This is a genomic window from Changpingibacter yushuensis, from assembly GCF_014041995.1.
In the GTDB taxonomy this organism is placed as follows: Bacteria; Actinomycetota; Actinomycetes; order Actinomycetales; family Actinomycetaceae; genus Changpingibacter; species Changpingibacter yushuensis.
In genome coordinates, this window is sequence record NZ_CP059492.1 from 560,280 (window position 1) to 577,426 (window position 17,147).

Here is a 17,147-nt window from a genome sequence, read left to right on the forward strand (position 1 = left end):
ACATGGACATCTCCGAACGCCCGGCGGCATCCCGGCCCAAGAAGCCCACGTCCGCGCGCCGCGCCCGCACCGACCGCATCACCACCGCTTGGCTTGTTGCCGCGCTCGCGGTCATGGCCGTGGGCCTTTCCACCAAGAACGTGCTGCCACAACCTCTCTGGACAATGATTCACGTTGTCACGCTCGGCGTACTGAGCAACGCCATCATGCAGTGGACGTGGTTCTTCGCACGCGCACTCCTGCACCTTCCAGCCCAGGACAAGCGTGCAGGCCGCGACGCCACCGCCCGAACCATTGCCTTCAACGTGGTGCTCGTAGGGCTGGTCGTGGCAATGTGGACGGCCAACGTGTGGGGAACCGTTGCCGGAGCAGCAGGCATCGGAGCCGTCATCGCGTGGCACGGCTTGGCGCTGCTGCTCGCTTCGAGGGCCAAGTTTGGGAACCGTTTCGCAGTGGTCCTGCGGTATTACGTGGCTTCCGCTGCATTCCTCGTGCTCGGCTGCATTCTGGCGGGATTCCTCACGGTGGCCATGTTCGGCCCGCACGCTCCCGCATGGCTGCTCGAGGCACGCGAAGGTATGACGGTTGCCCATGCCCTCGTTAACGTGTGCGGATGGGTGGGCCTCACAATCGCTGGCACGCTGGTTACCCTGTGGCCCACAATCCTGCGCACCAAGATGGATGCGGGCGCGCCTGCGCGAGCCGTTGCCGCATTGCCGTGGATGGCCGGCGCGATTCTGGTAGCCGCCACCTGCGCCGTTATTGAGTGGATGCCCGGAGTTGGGATAGGCCTGCTGGGACTGGCCGCGGGCCTCGGATTCGGAGTTAGTGTGCCGATGATCGCTTCGGCACGTGCCAAAGGCCTCTCAAACTACGCCACGTGGACTATGGCAGCCGCGTTCATCTGGATCACAGTGGGCTTGGGGGCAGTAGCCTTCCATGCCTTCACATCTATGAGCGCTTCGGCCCTTCGCACCGCCAATCTGCCTTGGTTGCCCATCATCGGTGCAGGCGGATTAGGGCAAGTCCTTATGGCGGCCCTGGCCTACCTCATGCCCGTGGTAATCGGCGGCGGCCCGGCAGTGATGCGCCACGGCATGGCGATTCTGGAGTTTGCTGCTCCCACTCGCGTGATGGTTCGCAACGCCGCGCTCGCGCTTCTGACCGCCAGCGCTATTTCCGGCGCAGGATCATTGACCGCGTGGTGGGTGATCGTCTTGGCTTGTTTCGCCGCCGACGTCGCCGCGCTTGCCATCGCAGGTATCCGCCAAGTGCGTACAGGCCGCACAGCGAACAGGGTGATCACCGCAAGATCACACATACCCACCCCTCCGAACGCCTCCAACTCTTCCGCCCCCACGAACGGAGTGAACAATGACCAACCCAACCTCTGAAGGTCGCCCGCGCACGCTGCCCGGTCAAGAAGGCACCGCACTTTCGCGCTCAGCCGCTCGTGTGGTGGGCGTAGTGATTGTGGTGGTCATCAGTGTGGCGGCACTCCTCGTGCGGCCGAGCCTCGTGGACGCGAGTACGGGTGTGGGAGAAGCGAGTGAGGGCGCTGCGTCGTCGTCGGTGATGGAAACCGGGCACACCACGGACGTGACCGTGAAGGTGGACGGAATGGCGTTTGTGCCTTCCAGCATTGAGGTACCGGCCGGTGACAGGCTCCAGATCACCTTCGTCAACACAGGCGATCAACGCCACGACCTCGTGTTTGCGAACGGAGCCGAATCGGGCGCTGTGGCCCCCGGTGCGCAGGCGGTTGTGGACGCGGGGGTGGTGAGCGAGGACCTCGAAGGATGGTGCTCGCTGCCCGGGCATCGGCAAATGGGCATGGTGCTGGACGTGGTGGCCGTGGGTGCGAGTTCGGATGAGGATGCGGGCGCGGATGCGGATGCGAGTTCGGTTGCCAGCGCGGATTCGGGCGAGGGCGACATGGATCATTCGAGCACGGCAACGGATTCGAGCGTACCCACCATGGCGGAACTTGCGGAGGCGGCGGAGAACGCTGAACCCTACCCAGCCGATCTCAGCGAACTGGACGATTCAACCGAACACAGTTACACATTCACTGTGACCGAGGGGACCGAGGAGGTCGCCGCGGGCGTTACGCGGGCCGTGTGGACCTACAACGGGACCTCGCCCGGGCCCATCTTGCACGGGCGCGTAGGGGATACCTTCCACATCACGCTGGTCAACGAAGGCACGATGGGCCATTCCATTGACTTCCATGCCGGCGAACTCGCCCCTGATGAACCCATGCGCACCATCGAACCGGGCCAGAGCCTCGAATACACGTTCACGGCGGGCCGCTCCGGCGTGTGGATGTACCACTGCTCCACTATGCCCATGTCCAGCCACATTGCCAATGGCATGTTTGGGGCCGTTGTGATTGAGCCTGACGGCTTAGAAGAAGTGGACCGCAGTTACGTCTTGATTCAGTCCGAGATGTACCTCGGAGCTGATGGTGAAGCGGCCGACGCAACGAAGGTCGCGGCAGGTATTCCCGACGTCGTCGCTTTCAACGGGCGCGCCTTCCAATACGATGCCCACCCGCTCACTGCCAAGGTGGGGGAGCGCGTGCGAATGTGGGTGCTGGATGCAGGGCCGAACAGCCCGTGGTCATTCCATGTGGTAGGCACGCAGTTTGACACGGTGTGGAGCGAAGGAGCCTACAGCGTGTATCACGGAACGTCGGCAGATGGGGTCACTCGAGGCACAACCGGTGCGCAGGTGCTTTCGCTCCAGGCCGCAGAAGGCGGCTTCGTCGAGTTCGTTCCCAGTGAGGCCGGGCACTATGCGATCGTCAACCACCAGATGAGCTTGGCTGAAAAAGGGGCACATGGGGTGCTGGAAGTTTTGGAGTAGCTCAGAGTTGGGTGGGCAGCGGAACGGGCGGGCATCGGAACGGCCACGCAAAGGAACGGCCACGCAACGGAACGGGCGGCAACGGAACGGCGGCCAACAGACCGGGCGGGCAGGCGAACGGGTGGAGCGCGCCGTCGTCGGCCCAGAAAGTACGCAAGATCCTGCCCGAACTGTGGGTCCAGCCACATCGAAGCAAAGTCCGCAATGTGACATCTTTGCGCGGCATATGTGGCACATTTCCGCTCGATACCGCGTGTGCGCATAAGTCAAGGACCAGCCGGGCATTGCCTTGTGGTGTGTCAGAGTGTGAGATGAAACATGATGGCAACATTCAGAGGAGGAAACTCTCCCCAAAGGGACGAGTGATCGTCCCATCAGCGGGCCATCACGGCCAAAGCGAATATGGGCCCACACGCCCAAACATTGAAGGGAGACAAGATGTCTCGCAAATCTGCGAAAGCAGCTATTGCCGCGTTAGCCATACTGGGGCTGACCTCCGCGTGCGCGACCACGTCTAACGATTCAGGTGATTCCACGTCATCTGGCGCGAGCGGCGATTCCTCCGTACTCACTGTGGGTACTACCGACAAGGTTTCGAGTATTGATCCGGCCGGTTCATATGACAACGGCTCGTTCATGGTCATGAACCAGGTGTACCCATTCCTCCTCAACACCGTTCCTGGTGCCGAGGACGTCACGCCCACTCCTGACATTGCCGCATCCGCCGAGTTCACCTCGGATACGGAATACACCGTGGTGCTCAAGCCTGATCTGACGTTTGCCAACGGGCATGATTTGACGTCCTCTGACGTCAAGTTCAGCTTCGAACGCCAGCTAGCCATCGCTGATCCCAATGGCCCATCCAGCCTGCTCGGTTCGCTGGATTCCATTGATACCCCTGACGATGTCACTGTGGTGTTCCACCTCAAGGCCGCCAATGACCAGACGTGGCCACAGGTGCTTTCGAGCCCCGCCGGCCCCATTGTTGATGAGGAAGTGTTCCCAGCTGATTCCATTTTGTCCGACGACGAAATCGTGGCAGCTGAACCGTTCGCCGGCCAGTACTCGATTTCGAGCTACACGCTCAACGAACTCGTTGCACTTGAACCATTCGATGGTTACCAGGGCAGCTTGGGTGACGTAAAGAATGACGGCGTCACGATCACGTATTACAAGGATGCCAACAACATGAAGTTGGATATTCAGAAGAACGCGATTGATGTTGCCTATCGTTCACTTTCCGCAACTGACGTTGAGGATCTCTCCGATGATGACAACGTTCAGGTAGTCGAGGGCCCTGGTGGCGAAATCCGCTACATCGTGTTCAACTTCGACACGATGCCATTCGGTGCAGCTACTGCCGATGCTGATTCAGACAAGGCGCTCGCAGTTCGCCAAGCAGTTGCCAACTTGGTTGATCGCCAAGCGATCGCAACTGACGTGTACAAGGACACCTACTCGCCGCTGTATTCCTACGTTCCCGAAGGCCTTGAAGGAGCAACTCAGGACTTCATGACCAAGTATGGCGATGGTGAAGGTGGGCCGGATTCAGACAAGGCTGCTGAGATCCTCGCGGCTGCTGGCATTGAGACGCCCGTGACCTTGGCTCTGCAGTACAACCCGGATCACTACGGTTCCTCATCAGGCGATGAGTACGCAGCGATCAAGAGCCAGCTCGAATCCTCCGGCTTGTTCACAGTTGATCTGCAGTCCACTGAATGGGTGCAGTACTCCAAGGACCGCGTGGCAGATGTGTATCCGGCCTACCAGCTGGGCTGGTTCCCCGATTACTCGGATCCGGATAACTACCTGACGCCGTTCTTCACTGCTGACAACTTCCTAGCCAACCACTATGAGAATACTGAAGTGCAGTCTCTGATTGCCGAGCAGGTCACTCAGGCTGATCCAGACGAACGCCTGGCAACGCTTGAGAAGATTCAGGATCTCGTTTCTGACGATATCTCCACTCTGCCGCTCCTCCAGGGCAAGCAGGTGGCGGTTGCCGGATCTGATGTTTCTGGCGTAACACTCGACGCTTCATTCAAGCTCCGCTTGGCGGGTGTGACGAAGTGACTGTGAGTCACTGACGCACCACTAGTTTCATGAAGCAGAGGTACCAGCGCCCCGAGGATTCGGGGCGCTGGTACCCGATAACCGAGGAGAACAGATGAGTGAAGAGCCCACACCAACCCTTGCGGAGGAGGCTGCGGCCCTAACTCCGCCCGATGAAGGGAAGACCGAACGCGGGGGAGGCGGGCTACTCCGATACATCTTCATCCGTTTCCTCTTAATCTTCCCAACCATCTTCATCTTGGTCACCGTGGTGTTCTTCGTGATGCGGGCAACCGGTGATCCCATCACGGCAGCCCTTGGCGGGCGCCTCACACCTGAGCAGCTTGCTGAACGCATTGCGGACGCCGGATATGATCGCCCGCTCATCATCCAGTACCTCGAGTACCTGTGGAACATGCTTCACGGCGATTTCGGAACGACCTTCTCAGATAACCGCGAAGTCTCCTCCATGCTGGCCACCTACGGTGCGGCCACCCTGGAGCTTGTGCTGTTCTCCTTGGTTGTGGCTCTGGTGATCGGCATTCCGCTGGGCATGATTGCTGCCCGCTACCGCGATCGCTGGCCTGATGCAGTATTGCGAATCTTCGCCATCCTGGGCTACGCCACCCCGGTGTTCTTCCTTGGCCTCATCCTCAAACTGATCTTCTCCATCAACCTAGGCATTCTGCCCACCTCCGGGCGCGTTTCCTCTCAAGGTGCGCTCACGATCAGTCAGATCACTAATCCCACTGGGCTCTACTTGCTCGATGCCCTGCGGTTGGGTGATATGAGTCTGGTGGCCGATGTGCTTGAACACGCTGTGCTTCCCGCCATCGCGCTGGGTATGTTGACCGGAGGCATTTTCCTCCGCTTGGTGCGCACCAACCTCATTGGCACGTTGGAGCAGCCCTACATCGAATCGGCTCGCTCCCGCGGAGTGAGCGAGACCAAGCTCGTGGCACGGCACGCGTTGCGCCCCGCATTGATCCCTGTGATCACAGTGATGGGTATGCAGATCGCGATGAGCCTTGGCGGCGCAGTACTGACGGAAACCACCTTTGAGTGGGGCGGCTTGGGCTACATGCTTTCTCAGTACATGCAGGCCCGTGATTATGTAGCAGTTCAGGGCATCGTCATGATGATGGCCGTTATCGTGGCGGTCGTGAACTTCATCGTGGACATCATTGCTGCCCTCATCGACCCGAGAGTGAGGTACTGATGAGTACCGATACAGCTGCCCTTGAGGTGAAGAGAGAGCATTGGTTCTGGCGTCTGCCAGTCGTTTCAGATGTCCGCAGATCCCATGGCCTCCAACGCGGGATGCTCGTAGCTGGCCTCGTACTGACGGCCATCCTCATCGTCGTCGCCATATTCGCGCCGCTTATCGCACCGTTCAGCTGGGCACAGAGTTCCAACGCCGACGGAAGCTTCGGCGCTCAGCAACCACCAAACAGCGTCAATATCTGGGGCACAACAGTTGGTGGTTTCGATGTGTTTTCGCGCGTGGTGTGGGGTGCTCGCACCGCGTGTGCCGTGATTATCTTGGCGGTAATCGCCTCCGCGATCATCGGCGTGGTTCTGGGTGTCATTTCGGGGTACATCGGCGGCTGGCTTGACCGAATCCTGGTCATGATCTGCGACGCCGTCTACGCCTTCCCATCCCTCCTCCTGGCGATCGTTCTTTCGATCGTCATCTCGGGTGGTCAGTCCAGCGCGTGGGGCGGCATCCTCTCTGCGGCCCTCTCCATCACCGTGGTGTTCATACCGCAGTACTTCCGAGTTATTCGCGCCGAAGCCGTGCGCTTGAAGAATGAACCGTTCGTTGAAGCCTCTCAGGTGGTGGGCGCCCCACGGCGCACCATCATGTTCGGTCACGTGCTGCGCAACTCCACCCGCACCCTGCCTCTCATCCTGACTCTCAACTGCTCTGAGGCAGTTCTGACACTGGCTGGCCTGGGCTTCCTTGGATTCGGAATCGAGCAGACAGCTGCCGCCGAATGGGGCTATGACCTCAACCGGGCAGTTGCCGACGTCGCCGCCGGGAACTGGTGGACAGCAGTGTTCCCCGGACTCGCCATCGTTTTGACGGTCTTGGGTATCACCTTGGTGGGCGAATCGCTCAACGATCTGAACGACCCACGGTTGCGCACCCGCCGCCGCACCAAGAAGCGAGTTCCGCTCGACGCCGCCAAGGCGATCTCGGAAAGCCAGATCGTCTCTGAGGAAACCGATACCTATTCGGAAGGAGAGCGGTCATGAGCGCACAGGACTGGAATGGAGTCCACCGGGAGTTCAACGGCACGGCGTACTCCAAGGAAGAATTTGAAGATGAGCTCTCGCAGCCGCGCCGGCTCAAGATTGTTGACCTCAACGTCGATTTCGCCACCGATCAGGGTGATGTGCGCGCAGTGGACGGCGTATCTCTCTACCTCGATCCGGGCGAGATCCTCGCGATCGTAGGCGAATCCGGTTCCGGAAAGACCGTCACCGCACGTTCGGTCCTCAACCTCCTTCCGGAGACGGCGACGACGTCGGGCACCATCCTTATTGAGGGAACAAACGTTGTTGGGCTACGCGGTGCCAAGCTCCGCAAGCTGCGCGGCGAAAGTGCCGCGATGGTGTTCCAAGAGCCATCCGGCTCGCTCAACCCCGTGTTTCCCATCTGGTGGCAGATCGGGGAGGGCCTGCGCGCCCACAACCCGAAGCTGAAGAAGAAGGAGATCCGGGCTGAAGCCGTGCGGGTGCTGAAAATGGTGGGCATCCCTGATCCCGAAAAGCGCATCAACTACTACCCTCACGAATTCTCCGGTGGCCAGAAGCAGCGCATTGCTATTGCGATGGCGCTCGCGATGGGGGCAAAGCTCATCATCGCCGATGAACCGACCACCGCCTTGGACGTGACGGTTCAGGCGGAGATCCTCGCCCTTCTGCGGGCGATCCGCGATGAATACCAGACCTCGATTCTTCTCATCACCCACAACATGGGTGTGGTGGCCGATCTGGCCGATTCGGTGGCCGTCATGTATCAGGGCGAAATCATCGAGCGCGCACCGGCGAATGAGTTGTTCTATGATCCGCAGCGCGATTACACAAAGGCCTTGCTCGCGTCCGTTCCCCACCTGGGGCGCACATCGGTTTCAGGAACCATGTCGGAAGCTGACCGCGACGAGCTCCAGTCCCACCCTATCGTGGTTGAAGCCAAGGGGCTCGAGGTCACATATCCGGGTCGGCTCGGCAGCCCGGCGTTCCGTGCTGTGCGCGGAGTAGACCTCCAGTTGCACGACGGCGAAGTGTTCGGGCTGGTTGGTGAGTCCGGATCGGGAAAGACCACCATTGGCCGGGCGATGGTGGGCCTCGAGAAGGTGACGGGTGGATCGCTCACCGTACTGGGTCACGAGATGCGTGGGTTTAAGGAACGCGACTTCCGGCCCGTGCGCAAAGATATCGGATTCGTGTTTCAGGACCCGGCAACAAGCTTTGACCCTCACCTGACCGTGGGTGACGCGATTGCCGAACCAATGGTGATTCATCGCAAGGATCTCCACGCTAGCGAACGCAAGAAGCGTGTAGCTGAACTGCTGGAAGCAGTCCAACTGCCCGCTGCCTACGCTGGGCGCTACCCCCACGAACTATCGGGCGGTCAGCGCCAGCGAATATCGCTGGCGCGTGCCTTGGTCCTGGAGCCCAAGTTGGTTATTGCCGATGAGCCCACCTCTGCATTGGACGTCTCCGTGCAGGCAAAGGTACTAGAGCTCTTCAAGGAGCTCCAGCGAGAGTTCGGATTCGCCTGCTTGTTCATCACCCACGATCTTGCGGTGGTAGACATGCTGGCCAACCGAATCGGCGTGCTACACCGCGGCGAGCTCATCGAGGTGGGCCGCGGATCTGACATCCTCATGAACCCTCAGGAGGGCTACACCAAGCGCCTTCTGGCTTCCCTCCCTGTTCCCGATCCCGATGCCCAAACCCTCCGCCGTGCGGAGTTCGAACGCATCGTGGCAGCTGAACGTGAGGCTGCCGGGCACTGAGTGTGAAGCTGCCAGCCGCTAAACCCGAAGGTTGCGGGTGCTGGGCGTGAAGGCAGATCAGCGTAACGGCTGCGGCTGCTAAGCGTGAAGGCTGAGGGCAAGGATACCTTTCCCTCAGCCTTCTTCCACCTGTGGGAGCCATGCCTTTCCGGGCACTCCCCACCCTTCCTCCTCGGCCGAAGCCAGCGCCTCCGAACGGTAGGGCTCAGCCAGACGGTTGATATACAGGCCGCCGTTGAGATGATCGAATTCGTGCTGCATGATCCGAGCTTTCCAACCCGTCACATCAATCTGAACGGGTTGGCCATCAACATCTAGCCCGCTCACCCTCACATGGTCGGATCGAACGATGGGGAACTTGTAATCGGGGAAAGATAGGCAGCCTTCGGATTCCGTCTGCTTATCTGGATCTCCAAAACGCGTGGGGATCATCCACAGCTGCGGATTGATAATCGCTCCCCGCCACAGCTCACCACCGTGCGGTGTGAAGGAATAAGTGTAGATACACAGTGGAACCCCCACCTGAGGTGCCGCAAGCCCCACACCCGGCGCAGCGTCCATGGTCTCAAACATGTCGGAAATGAGAGTGCGGACGTCGTCGTCGATCACAGAAACGGGCTGCGCGGGCGAATGCAACACGGGATCGCCCCAGATGAGGATGGGAAGAATAGTCATGTATCGAGCCTAGCCGCACCACCTGCCGGATAGTCCCGGGGCGCCGTGCGAATACGGGATATTCTGCGGTGGTGAGCAAAGCCAACGAACCTGAACTGCACCGCAGCCTGAAGAACCGCCACGTGCAGATGATTGCGCTAGGTGGCGCAATTGGCACGGGGTTATTCTACGGATCGGCATCATCGATTGCCCTGGCCGGTCCCAGTATCCTCTTCACCTACCTTGTGGGCGGCGCCATTATCTTCTTGGTGATGCGCGCATTGGGGGAGATGTCGGTGGATCACCCAGTATCAGGTGCGTTCTCGCTATACGCATATGAATACTGGTCTCCCCGGGCAGGGTTTGTTTCCGGATGGAACTACTGGTTCAACTATGTGCTGGTATCCATGGCCGAACTTTCCGTAATTGGCCTCTATATCAACTATTGGCTTCCGGGGGTACCGGCGTGGGTATCTGCGCTCGTGGCGCTCGTTGTGATCACTTTCATCAACCTCGTGAGCGTGAAGGCGTTCGGTGAATTCGAGTTCTGGTTCGCCATCATCAAAGTGGTGGCCGTCATTGGAATGATCGTGCTGGGCGCAATTGTGGTGATCGCGGGGATCAACAATAGCTCCAGCCTTCCAGATCCCTCCTTCACTCACCTGTGGCGGGAAGGCGGTTGGTTCCCCAACGGCTTCAGCGGGGCGGCCATGGCGCTGGTACCCGTGATGTTCTCCTTCGGAGGCATCGAACTCATTGGCGTGACTGCGGGTGAGGCAGAAGATCCAAAGCGCACCATCCCGCGCGCCATCAACCAAATCGTTTACCGCATTCTCATTTTCTACGTGGGGTCACTCGCCGTGATCATGTCAGTGGTTCCATGGAATCGGATCGACGGCGAACTCAGCCCATTTGTTCAGATCTTCGACAACGTGGGTATCAGCTTCGCTGCACACATCCTCAACCTTGTGGTTCTCACTGCTGCACTTTCCGTATACAACTCCGCCCTCTACTCCAATGGCCGCATGCTTTTCACGCTTGCTGGCCAAAAGAACGCCCCAGGATTCCTCACGAGGCTTTCAAGCCGTGGCGCCCCATTTGCTGGCGTGACGGTCTCATCCCTCGCAGGCCTCGTTTCTGTGCTCGTGGTGTTCCTGTGGCAGGAGTTCGCCTTCAGCTATCTGCTGTCAGTGGCACTTATTGCCGGAATCATCAACTGGGTCATGATCATGATTACGCAGCTGAAGTTCAGGGCCAAAATCGGCGCAGATGGCGTCTCTCAACTCGCGTTCAAGCTGCCCGGCGGCAAGGTATCCACTGTGATCGTCTTGGTTGCCCTCGGTTACGTGGTTGTTCAAATGGCACTCTCTCCCAACTACCGCACGGCCATCGCGGTGGGGATCGTGTGGCTAGCGGTCCTTCTTGGGGCGTATGAGGTTAAGAAGCGCTGGGGTGCGAAGGCTCGGTAAGCGGGTGTGAAGGCTCTGCGTGGAGGTGGCCACGGCCGCTCAGCACCCGGATGCGAGGCTTTCGTGGCGCCCGCAAAGTCCGCGCACCGACGGCTCAAAACGTATCACTATCTGAGATTTTCTCTGGGAATGCTGGTTTTGTGAGTAAGGTCACAAGGTGGTTGGTGATCTGTGGTAATGATGATGCGCCTTCGTTTGAGTGCACCCACTCTTGCCTGAACTTATGCGCGGAAAACGGTGCAAAGCCCGATGGAGTGATGCACTTTGGAAAGGGGCGCGCGGTGTGTTCCAGGTCTCGACCATTCCCGCGTTTTCCAGCCCAATTGAACCGAATTGGGCCGGTTGAGTCGGGGGGAAGCTAGTGGTTGATTCGGGCGTGAGTCTGCGATTGTATCGGCGGAGAATTCGCCAAAAAGTGGAAGAATCCAAGCCGGTGATGATGCAAAAAGAAAGACGCTTTCGGGTGTTGCGTGGCTATGAAAGCAGCCTGTCAATATAACACCACGCTCACAACCACTGGTGAGCCATGTAACTTTCCGTTAATCTTTCGGACACTACACTCATCCGCAAGACGCTTTGTCCACATCGTGGATGGAGCACTTGGATATCTGACCCATCCGGGTCATCGGCTCCACACAAGCCGCACATATCTTGACGCAGGAGAATCTATGAAATTCAAGCGGTCCCTACTGGCAGTGCCAGCGGCACTTGCTCTTGCGCTCTCTGCTTGCTCATCAGGAACGGCTTCAGATGACAATTCATCTGCCGATGCCTCAAGCACAGCGGGAGCATCAACCGGAATCGTCACCGCGAATGGTTCCGAGCCACAGAATCCGCTCATCCCAGCCAACACCAATGAAACCGGTGGCGGCCGAATCGTCGACCTGCTCTTCGCCGGTCTCGTGTACTACGACGCCGAAGGCGCCACGCACAACGAGATGGCTGAGTCTATCGAGACCGATGACTCCCAGAATTACACCATCAAGATCAAGGAAGGCCAGAAGTTCTCGGACGGCACCGAGGTTCAGGCTCACAACTTCGTTGATGCATGGAAGCTCGCAGTTTCCGAAGCTCAGCTGAGCGCATACTTCTTCGAGCCAATTGAGGGCTACTCGGATGAAGCTGGCTCGGAGCTCACCGGCCTCACAGTGGTGGACGACTACACCTTCACCGTTGCTCTCAACCAGCCGGAATCCGACTTCCCGCAGCGCCTTGGCTACTCAGCCTTCTTCCCGCTGCCGGATTCAACGCTTGCTGATACCGAAAACGGTGGCGAGCACCCAGTTGGCAACGGCCCCTACATGCTTGCAAGCGACGATGCATGGGAGCACAACGTTCAGATTCAGCTCGTTCCGAACCCTGAGTACCAGGGCGACCGCGCTGCTCAGAACGGTGGCGTGACAATCGTCTTCTACGCCCAGCAGGATGCGGCCTACGCCGATCTGACTGCAGGCAACCTTGACATCCTCGATGCCATTCCCGATTCGGCTCTTTCGACCTTCGAAGATGAACTTGGCGATCGCGCAGTGAACCAGCCTTCTGCTGTGTTCCAGTCCTTCACCATTCCTCAGTCGCTCCCACACTTCAGTGGCGAGGAAGGCCAGCTGCGCCGCGAGGCAATCTCGCTTTCCATCAATCGTGATCAGATCACCGACACGATCTTCTCTGGCACCCGCACCCCGGCCGTTGACTTCACGTCACCAGTCGTGGACGGCTTCAACGATTCCCTCGAAGGCTCAGACATCCTGACCTACGATCCGGATCGCGCTGCTGACCTGTGGGCTCAGGCTGACGCCATCTCCCCATGGGAAGGAACCTTCGCTATTGCTTACAACTCTGATGGCGGGCACCAGACCTGGGTTGATGCTGTGACCAACTCGATCAAGAACACTCTTGGTATCGATGCTGAAGGTGCACCGTACCCCGATTTCGCTTCCCTGCGTACCGAGGTTACTGACCGCACCATCACCACCGCGTTCCGCACCGGTTGGCAGGCCGATTACCCGGGCCTGTACAACTTCCTCGCTCCGATCTACGCCACAGGCGCAGGTTCGAACGACGGCGACTACTCGAACCCCGAGTTCGATTCGTTGCTTTCACAGGCTGCGGCAGCATCTGACGTGGACACCGCTAACGGACTGCTCGACCAGGCTCAGGAAATCCTCCTGACCGATCTGCCGGCCATTCCGCTCTGGTACTCGAACGTCACCGGTGGCTACGGCGAATCCGTTGACAACGTCGTGTTCGGTTGGAACTCGGTCCCGCTCTACTACGCGGTCACCAAGAACTGATTGAATGACCAAATGAGGGAGGGCGCGGATTCGCTTCCGCCCCCTCCCTCATTTTCCGGTCCACACCAACCCTCAATTCATCAAACCAAAGGACAACGATATGCTCCGGTACGTTGGCCGGCGCCTCCTGCAGACTATTCCAGTCTTCTTTGGGGCGACATTCCTCATCTTCGCGATGGTGTACCTCCTTCCAGGTGACCCTGTTGCTGCCCTCGGCGGCGAACGCGGAGTGACGGAGGCCGTTCGGCAAAGGATCGAACAGGAATACAACCTCGACAAGCCTTTCGTGTTGCAGTATCTGCTGTACATCAAGGGCGTCTTCACGCTTGACTTCGGCACTACCTTCTCAGGGCGTGCCGTCTCTGACGTCATCAGCCATGCATTCCCCATCACGCTTCGCCTCGCCCTCATGGCGATCATCATTGAAGCAGTGTTGGGAATCCTCATTGGCGTCATCGCTGGCGTTCGCAAAGGTGGAATCATTGATTCCTCCGCGCTGGTGCTTTCATTGGTATTCATCTCTGTTCCCATCTTCGTGATGGGCTTCTTGATGCAATACTTCGTGGGCGTGAAGTGGGGGATACTCCCTGCAACGGTTGGGCCAAACGTGAGCTTCCGAAGTCTGTTGATGCCTGCAATTGTGCTTTCCATCGGATCACTGGCATATGTGATCCGATTGACCCGCCAGTCTGTTGTTGAGAACGTCTCTGCTGATTTCGTTCGCACAGCACGTGCCAAGGGCATGTCAAATGGTTCCGTCATGACTCGCCACATTCTGCGTAACTCACTCATCCCGGTGGTCACCTTCTTGGGTGGCGACCTAGGCGCATTGATGGGTGGCGCAATCGTGACGGAAGGTATCTTCGCCGTCAACGGCATTGGCGGAACGCTTTACCAAGCGGTACTTAAGGGTGAGCCTTCCACGGTCGTTTCAATTACCACCGTCATGGTTCTCATCTACATTATTGTCAACCTCCTTGTTGACCTTCTTTATGCAGTGCTCGATCCAAGGATTCGTTATGAGTAATTTCCCAACGGCTCACCCGTACCAGGGCCACTACGTATCGGAAACAGACGAAACCGGACTCGGTGCCGTAGACGCTGTCGACGACGACCGCGCGCCGTCGTCGTTATGGAAAGAAGCGTGGCGCAACATGCGGCGCCGCCCTCTGTTCTGGATATCCGCGATCATCATCTTTGTTGCACTGGCAATTTCGATCTTCCCGCAGCTCTTCACCTCGGTTGACCCACGCTACTGCGATCTGGCCAACTCTCAGGGAAGTCCCACAAGTGGTCATCCATTTGGTTTTGACCGTCAGGGATGCGACATCTACTCGCGCGTCATTTACGGTGCTCGCGCATCGGTATCAGTTGGAGTCCTCTCCACGATCGCAGTGGTTATTCTGGGTGGAGTTTTGGGTTCGCTCGCGGGCTACATTGGTGGCTGGCTGGACTCACTAATTTCGCGTGTCACTGACATCTTCTTCGCGATTCCGCTGATCTTGGCTGCTATTGTGATCATGCAGCTCTTCAAGGACAACCGCAACGTTGCGATGGTTGTGGTGGTGCTGGCGATCTTCGGCTGGGTGCAGATCGCACGAATCACGCGTGGTGCTGTGATGTCAGCCAAGAATGAGGAGTACGTGACTGCGGCTCGCGCTCTGGGCACATCGAAGGCAAGGATCCTTATTTCCCACATCCTGCCCAATGCGGCAGCGCCAATGATCGTGTACGCCACGGTTGCACTTGGAACATTCATCGTTACCGAGGCCACCTTGTCCTTCATGGGTATTGGCTTGCCGCCTTCGATCGTCTCGTGGGGCGGGGATATCTCAACAGCTCAGGCCTCCTTGAGAACTGCTCCAATGATCCTGTTCTACCCGGCTATGGCTCTGGCACTAACGGTGCTGAGCTTCATCATGATGGGCGACGTGGTACGCGACGCCCTTGATCCGAAGGCACGCAAGTAATGACACAATCAATCTCCAACCAATCGGCTGAAGCCGTGGCGGTACCCGAGCGCGAAGAGCTCGAACCGCTGTTGAAGGTGACTGATCTTGAGGTTTCCTTCCGATCCTCGACTGGCATGGTGCCCGCGGTTCGCAAAGCAAGCTTCGTGATTTACCCCGGCCAGACTGTTGCCATCGTGGGTGAATCTGGATCTGGCAAGTCCACCTCCGCGGCCGCTGTGATCGGCCTACTTCCCGGCACCGGTCAGGTGACGGGCGGAACCATCGAGTTGGCGGGGCGTGACATCACGCATCTGTCTGACAAGGAGATGGAGTCCGTCCGCGGCAAAGAGATTGGCATGGTTCCTCAGGACCCCATGACCAACCTCAATCCCGTGTGGCGTATCGGTACCCAGGTGAAGGAAGCGCTGCGGGCCAACCACGTTGTTCCTCGTTCTGAGGAAGGTCAACGAGTTGCCGACCTCCTTGAGGAAGCTGGACTGCCGGATGCGGAACGCCGCGCCAAGCAATTCCCTCACGAGTTTTCCGGTGGCATGCGCCAGCGCGTACTCATTGCTATCGGCTTGGCCGCTAGCCCCAAGCTGCTCATCGCCGATGAACCGACATCCGCGTTGGACGTGACCGTCCAGCGTCGGATCTTGGATCATATGCAGGAGATGACTCAGGAGCTGGGAACCGCGGTTCTGTTCATTACGCACGATTTGGGTTTGGCTGCTGAGCGCGCTGAGCACCTCATCGTGATGCATCGTGGCCGCATCGTGGAATCTGGGCCAGCGCTGGAGATTCTCCAGCATCCTCAGCACCCCTACACGCAGCGCCTCGTGAAGGCAGCGCCTTCACTCGCATCTGCTCGCATTGAATCGGCCCACGCCGCAGGCGTTCAGGTAACTGAAGAAGAACTGACGGGCGCGGGCGCGGGAGCTACCTCCACTGATGTGATCATTGGCGTTAAGGATTTGGTGCGCGATTTCGATGTGCGCGGGGCGAAGGGCGAGGCCAAGGTACTTCGCGCTGTCGACCATGTCAGTTTCGATGTGCGCCGCAAAACCACGCTCGCGCTGGTAGGCGAGTCGGGCTCCGGCAAGTCGACCGTGGCGAACATGGTGCTGCACCTGCTTGATCCCACTGAGGGCAAGATCTTCTACGACGGTCAGGACACTTCATCCTTCGCCAACAAGGAGCTCCTTGCACTACGCCGCAAGATGCAAGTGGTGTTCCAGAATCCATACGGATCGCTGGATCCGATGTACTCGATCTTCCGGGTCATCGAGGAGCCTCTCAAGGTGCACAAGATCGGAAATGACAAGGAACGCGAACTGCGCGTTTCTGAGTTGCTCGATCTGGTTGCCTTGCCGCGTTCCACCATGCGTCGCTATCCCAACGAACTCTCCGGTGGTCAACGCCAGCGCGTTGCAGTTGCGCGTGCGCTGGCACTCGGCCCGGAAGTTGTGGTGTTGGATGAGGCGGTATCCGCACTGGACGTCCTAGTTCAGAATCAGATTCTCCACCTGCTCAACGATTTGCAGGCGGAACTGGGGCTTTCCTACTTGTTCATTACCCATGACTTGGCCGTGGTCCGCCAGATGGCGGACGACGTCGTGGTGATGGAGAAGGGCCGCGTGGTCGAAGCGGGCCCCACGGACCAACTGTTCGCTCATCCTCAGCAGGCCTACACGCGCGAACTCATCGACGCTGTTCCGGGCCGAGGAATCGAACTGGGCATGTGAGAATCGTGCTGACACACCGCTAGACCTGCGGGGTGAAGGCAAAGGCGGGCGCGGCTACAGCCGCGCCCGCCTTGCTCGTTCACTTGGC

The 17,147-nt window shown here is 58.8% G+C and carries 12 protein-coding genes; 11 read left to right on the forward strand and 1 reads right to left on the reverse strand.

Annotation, left to right across the window (positions count from 1 at the left end; translation table 11 throughout):
• The first annotated feature begins 2 nt into the window (after nucleotides 1-2).
• From H2O17_RS02330 to H2O17_RS02355, 6 genes are all read left to right on the forward strand, one after another.
• Nucleotides 3-1,394 (forward strand): hypothetical protein, encoded by a 1,392-nt coding sequence (locus tag H2O17_RS02330; protein WP_182050157.1) that lies wholly within the window; start codon nucleotides 3-5, stop codon nucleotides 1,392-1,394.
• Nucleotides 1,375-2,868 (forward strand): multicopper oxidase domain-containing protein, encoded by a 1,494-nt coding sequence (locus H2O17_RS02335; RefSeq protein WP_182050158.1) that lies wholly within the window; start codon nucleotides 1,375-1,377, stop codon nucleotides 2,866-2,868. Before H2O17_RS02330 ends, H2O17_RS02335 begins: the two co-directional genes overlap by 20 nt.
• A gap of 438 nt (nucleotides 2,869-3,306) precedes the next feature.
• Nucleotides 3,307-4,941, forward strand: coding sequence for an ABC transporter substrate-binding protein (locus H2O17_RS02340; protein WP_182050159.1), 1,635 nt, complete (start codon nucleotides 3,307-3,309; stop codon nucleotides 4,939-4,941).
• A 94-nt stretch (nucleotides 4,942-5,035) separates the two neighbouring features.
• Nucleotides 5,036-6,139, forward strand: a complete 1,104-nt coding sequence (locus H2O17_RS02345; RefSeq protein WP_182050160.1) for an ABC transporter permease — start codon at nucleotides 5,036-5,038, stop codon at nucleotides 6,137-6,139.
• Nucleotides 6,139-7,179, forward strand: a complete 1,041-nt coding sequence (locus tag H2O17_RS02350) for an ABC transporter permease (protein ID WP_182050161.1) — start codon at nucleotides 6,139-6,141, stop codon at nucleotides 7,177-7,179. The genes H2O17_RS02345 and H2O17_RS02350 overlap by 1 nt, the downstream gene beginning before the upstream one ends.
• Nucleotides 7,176-8,948 (forward strand): dipeptide ABC transporter ATP-binding protein, encoded by a 1,773-nt coding sequence (locus tag H2O17_RS02355; protein WP_182050162.1) that lies wholly within the window; start codon nucleotides 7,176-7,178, stop codon nucleotides 8,946-8,948. Before H2O17_RS02350 ends, H2O17_RS02355 begins: the two co-directional genes overlap by 4 nt.
• Nucleotides 8,949-9,062: 114 nt before the next feature.
• On the opposite strand, the gene def is transcribed toward H2O17_RS02355, so the two are convergent.
• Complete coding sequence (gene def / locus H2O17_RS02360) at nucleotides 9,063-9,623, reverse strand: peptide deformylase (protein WP_182050163.1); 561 nt, start codon at nucleotides 9,621-9,623, stop codon at nucleotides 9,063-9,065.
• Nucleotides 9,624-9,694: 71 nt separating this feature from the next.
• On the opposite strand from def, the gene H2O17_RS02365 reads away from it, so the two are divergent.
• From H2O17_RS02365 to H2O17_RS02385, 5 genes are all read left to right on the forward strand, one after another.
• On the forward strand, nucleotides 9,695-11,071 hold the full coding sequence (locus H2O17_RS02365) for an amino acid permease (protein ID WP_246311307.1): 1,377 nt from the start codon (nucleotides 9,695-9,697) through the stop codon (nucleotides 11,069-11,071).
• 668 nt (nucleotides 11,072-11,739) lie between these two features.
• Nucleotides 11,740-13,362, forward strand: coding sequence for a peptide ABC transporter substrate-binding protein (locus H2O17_RS02370; RefSeq protein ID WP_182050164.1), 1,623 nt, complete (start codon nucleotides 11,740-11,742; stop codon nucleotides 13,360-13,362).
• 100 nt (nucleotides 13,363-13,462) lie between these two features.
• Nucleotides 13,463-14,389, forward strand: a complete 927-nt coding sequence (locus H2O17_RS02375; protein ID WP_182050165.1) for an ABC transporter permease — start codon at nucleotides 13,463-13,465, stop codon at nucleotides 14,387-14,389.
• Nucleotides 14,382-15,332, forward strand: coding sequence for an ABC transporter permease (locus H2O17_RS02380; RefSeq protein ID WP_182050166.1), 951 nt, complete (start codon nucleotides 14,382-14,384; stop codon nucleotides 15,330-15,332). Before H2O17_RS02375 ends, H2O17_RS02380 begins: the two co-directional genes overlap by 8 nt.
• A complete protein-coding gene (locus tag H2O17_RS02385; RefSeq protein WP_182050167.1) occupies nucleotides 15,332-17,059 on the forward strand; it encodes a dipeptide ABC transporter ATP-binding protein in 1,728 nt (575 codons plus the stop codon). Before H2O17_RS02380 ends, H2O17_RS02385 begins: the two co-directional genes overlap by 1 nt.
• The last annotated feature ends 88 nt before the right edge of the window (nucleotides 17,060-17,147 follow it).

Bases quoted from the DNA above. Each gene is read 5' to 3' on its own strand.
- H2O17_RS02330 (WP_182050157.1), top strand. From the start codon at position 3: ATGGACATCTCCGAACGCCCGGCGGCATCCCGGCCCAAGAAGCCCACG.
- H2O17_RS02335 (WP_182050158.1), top strand. From the start codon at position 1,375: ATGACCAACCCAACCTCTGAAGGTCGCCCGCGCACGCTGCCCGGTCAA.
- H2O17_RS02340 (WP_182050159.1), top strand. From the start codon at position 3,307: ATGTCTCGCAAATCTGCGAAAGCAGCTATTGCCGCGTTAGCCATACTG.
- H2O17_RS02345 (WP_182050160.1), top strand. From the start codon at position 5,036: ATGAGTGAAGAGCCCACACCAACCCTTGCGGAGGAGGCTGCGGCCCTA.
- H2O17_RS02350 (WP_182050161.1), top strand. From the start codon at position 6,139: ATGAGTACCGATACAGCTGCCCTTGAGGTGAAGAGAGAGCATTGGTTC.
- H2O17_RS02355 (WP_182050162.1), top strand. From the start codon at position 7,176: ATGAGCGCACAGGACTGGAATGGAGTCCACCGGGAGTTCAACGGCACG.
- def (WP_182050163.1), bottom strand. From the start codon at position 9,623: ATGACTATTCTTCCCATCCTCATCTGGGGCGATCCCGTGTTGCATTCG.
- H2O17_RS02370 (WP_182050164.1), top strand. From the start codon at position 11,740: ATGAAATTCAAGCGGTCCCTACTGGCAGTGCCAGCGGCACTTGCTCTT.
- H2O17_RS02375 (WP_182050165.1), top strand. From the start codon at position 13,463: ATGCTCCGGTACGTTGGCCGGCGCCTCCTGCAGACTATTCCAGTCTTC.
- H2O17_RS02380 (WP_182050166.1), top strand. From the start codon at position 14,382: ATGAGTAATTTCCCAACGGCTCACCCGTACCAGGGCCACTACGTATCG.
- H2O17_RS02385 (WP_182050167.1), top strand. From the start codon at position 15,332: ATGACACAATCAATCTCCAACCAATCGGCTGAAGCCGTGGCGGTACCC.